Source organism: Pseudomonas sp. R62, assembly GCF_000257605.1.
In the GTDB taxonomy this organism is placed as follows: domain Bacteria; phylum Pseudomonadota; class Gammaproteobacteria; order Pseudomonadales; family Pseudomonadaceae; genus Aquipseudomonas; species Aquipseudomonas atacamensis.
Window position 1 is genome coordinate 324,991 of the sequence record NZ_JH635999.1, and the last position, 3,381, is coordinate 328,371.

The 3,381-nt window shown below is 61.7% G+C and carries 3 protein-coding genes; 2 read left to right on the forward strand and 1 reads right to left on the reverse strand.

The genetic code is table 11. The annotated features are described in order from the left end of the window. Together OQK_RS19735 and OQK_RS19740 are read left to right on the forward strand one after the other, a co-directional pair. Positions 1 to 1,085 (forward strand): condensation domain-containing protein (locus tag OQK_RS19735; RefSeq protein WP_038861438.1); only part of this gene is annotated, 1,085 nt, incomplete at its 5' end. A gap of 69 nt (positions 1,086 to 1,154) precedes the next feature. Beyond that, the gene (locus tag OQK_RS19740) at positions 1,155 to 2,117 is read left to right on the forward strand and encodes an alpha/beta hydrolase (protein WP_016773896.1); all 963 of its coding nucleotides are present in this window, start codon (positions 1,155 to 1,157) and stop codon (positions 2,115 to 2,117) included. A gap of 783 nt (positions 2,118 to 2,900) precedes the next feature. Here OQK_RS19740 and OQK_RS31495 read toward each other — a convergent pair. Next, a partial coding sequence (locus OQK_RS31495) for a TonB-dependent receptor domain-containing protein (RefSeq protein ID WP_038861981.1) occupies positions 2,901 to 3,381 on the reverse strand: 481 nt, incomplete at its 5' end.

A 3,381-nucleotide genomic window follows, 5' to 3' on the forward strand; every position in this document is an offset into this window, starting at 1 on the left:
CCGACGAGGCTGTGCTGTGGCGCCGCGAAGCGCAAAGCAGCGAAGAGGTCGAAGCCTTGGCCAACCTCGCGCAGCGCAGCCTCACACTCGATGACGGGCCGGTCTGGCGGGTCATGCATGTGGCGTTGCCGGATGGTCAGGCGCGGTTGCTGGTGGTGATTCATCACCTGGTGGTCGACACCGTGTCGTGGCGGATTCTGCTCGACGATCTGAAAGTCGCTTATGAGGCGTGCGTGCAGGGGCTGGCGCCGCAGCTGCCGATTCGCACCAGCAGTTACCGTTCGTTTGCCGAGGCATTGCAGGCGCAGGCGCCGGTGATTGCCGAGCAGGAATTGAGCTATTGGCTGGAGCAACTGGATCAGCCCGGCGTTGATCTGCCGTGCGACAACCCGCGCGGCAAGAACCTTGTGCGGCAACAGGCGCAGGCGCGGCTCAAGCTGTCCCGCGAGCACACCGAACAACTGCTCAAACAGGCCCCGGCGGTGTACGGCACGCAGATCAACGACTTGCTGCTGTCAGCGCTCAGCCGCGCCCTGTGCCGCTGGAGCGAGCAACCGTCGGCGCTGATTCTGCTCGAAGGGCACGGTCGCGAAGACCTCTTCGAATCGATCGACCTGAGCCGCAGCCTCGGCTGGTTCACCAGCATGTTCCCGGTGCGTTTGCGCCCGGACGGCGACGACATCGGCCAGTCGATCATGGATGTGCAGGCGCAACTGGCGGGCGTACCGCAGAAGGGCATCGGCTATGGCGTGCTGCGTCATCTGGCCGGGCCGGACATTTCGGCGCAACTGGCTGCATTGCCGCAGGCACGGGTGACGTTCAATTACCTCGGGCAGTTCGACCAGAGCTTCGATGAACAGGCGTTGCTGGTGCCGGCACTGGAAGAGACCGGCGACAACTACAGCCTCAAGGCGAACCTGGGCAACTGGCTGGAAATTGTCGGCCAGGTCTATGACGGGCAACTGGCCTTGCGCTGCATCTACAGCAGCCAGCGTTACCGCGCCGGCACCATGGATGCGCTGATGAGCGATTACCAGCGTGAGCTTGAAGCGTTGATCGAACATTGCATGGCGCGGGTGGGTTGATCACCCGGTCTTTTGCGCGGGCGCTGCCCAGGCGCGCCCGTCTTCTTGCGGATACAAGGATTTTCAACGATGTCGTTACACCCTGATCTGGAAGCTTTCCTCGACCTCGCTCAAGACAGCCAGGACGCCGGCCTGCCGGCCATGCACCAACTGACCCCGAGCGAGGCCCGCGCCACCTTCGAGCAGACCACCGCGCAACTGCGCTGGCCGGCGCCGCAGGATCTTGAAGTCACCGAAATCGAAACACAGGCCCGTGACGGTGCGGCGCTGGCGTTACGTTTGTATCGGCCCAACGGTGTTGAATCGCCGCTGCCGGTGCTGGTGTATTTCCACGGTGGCGGGTTTGTGGTCGGCAGTCTGGATTCCCACGACGGCGTCTGCCGCGAGTTTTGCCAGCGCACACCGTGTGCGGTGCTCTCGGTCGGTTATCGACTGGCGCCGGAGCATCGCTTTCCGACGGCGCTGGAGGATGGCGAGGACGCTTTGGCCTGGCTGGCGGAACAGGCTGCGAGCCTCGGCCTGGATGGTTCGCGGGTGGCGTTTGGTGGCGACAGCGCGGGCGCCACGTTGGCGACGGTGCTGGCGATTCAGGCCGTGCGGCAACCGCACACGGTGGCTATCGCGCCGAAGGCGCAGTTGTTGTGTTATCCGGTGACCGATGCTTCACGGGTGCATGATTCGCGGCTGTTGTTTGGCGAGGGGTATTTGCTCGAGAACGACACGCTGGAGTGGTTTTATCAGCACTATGCGCGAGGGCCGGAGGATTATCTGGATTGGCGTTTTTCGCCGTTGCTGGCGGAGGATCTGCGCGGGGTTGCGCCGGCTATTGTGCTGCTTGCCGGGTTTGATCCGTTGCTGGATGAGGGGCAGGCTTATGTCGACAGGCTGCGCGGGCAGGGGGTCGAGGTCGAGGTCGAGGTTTGTGCCGGGTTGACTCATGATTTGTTGCGGTTGGGGACGGTGGTGCCTGGGGTTCTGGAGATTTATTTGCGGGTGGGTGGGGCGCTTGCGCGGGCTCTTGAGATTGGGTGAATATCCGTTGCTTCGGTAGCGGCTGCTGGCGGTTTCGCCTGACGGCGACTTACTTTTTTACAAGCGCCTAAAAAAGTAAGCAAAAAACGCTAGCTCCTGCGTTCGGCCCTCGCAGGCTCGGGTTCCTTCGCTGCGGGACTGATCCGGGCGCAGCGGCTCCGGTTTGCTTCGCTGCACCTCCTTCCGCTGTGTCTGGCTGCGCCAGACGGTCGCTGCGCTCCCACCCCCGGATCAATCCCTCCACTCAGCCTTCCGACGTCGCCGGTGGATCAAGATCAAAAGCACTCGAGCTAACGCTCATTGTTGAGTGGTGAAAAGCGTGTGGTCTGCTTTGGATCTGTGTTGGATTCGCCCCTCATCGGAACGCCGCCCGCCCAGCCCTCTCCCGAGGGAGAGGGAGCCGATTTGCGGGCTTTTCAGAATCTGCATTCGACTCGATATCACAAGTCGGCGTATTTCGCCTGAACACCTCGGTCAGTCCCCTCTCCCTCCGGGAGAGGGCTAGGGTGAGGGGCTTTTGCTCTGGCTCTTGATCTTTTGCCCCTTCGGCAGGCTGCGCCCGGATCGGTCCCGTAACGAAGGTACCCCGAGCCCCAGCGAGCGGGCCGTACGCCGGGGCAAAGCCTTTTTGGTTACTTTTTCGGCGTTCGAAAAAGTGACCCGCCGTAAGGGCCGGAACCCTAAGTAGCCTTCACCGCAGCAACGGATATGCCCCCCAATCCCAAAAACTAAAAAGCCCCGCATCTCACAATGCGGGGCTCTCTCACAGCTCAAATCAAAAAATCAGAAATCAGCCTTCACCGACATCACAAAATTGCGCGGATCCCCATAGAAGTTACCGAACCCCTCGGTACCAATGGTCGCGTAATAACGCTTGTCGAACAGGTTATTGCCGTTCAACGCCACCGACCAGGTGTCATCGATCCGATAACCAATGCGACCGTTCCAGACCGCATAACCCGCGCCATCGACATTGTCCCCGCCCAGAGGCGAAACGCGGTAGGTGCCTGTCTGCGCATTGACACCCGCACCAATGGTCACACGGTCCAGCGGCCCGCTCAGGGCGTAATCACCCCAGACGCGCAACAGGTGACGCGGCACGTAGGAGTTGTAGACCGCGCCATCCTGAGTAGCATCGGCGTCTTCCAGCACTTTGGTCTGGGTGTAGGTATAACCGGCCAGCAATTGCAGGCGGTCGATCACTTCACCGCTGACTTCAGCTTCAAAGCCCTGGGCGCGGACCTTGCCCGAGTTGATCTGGCAG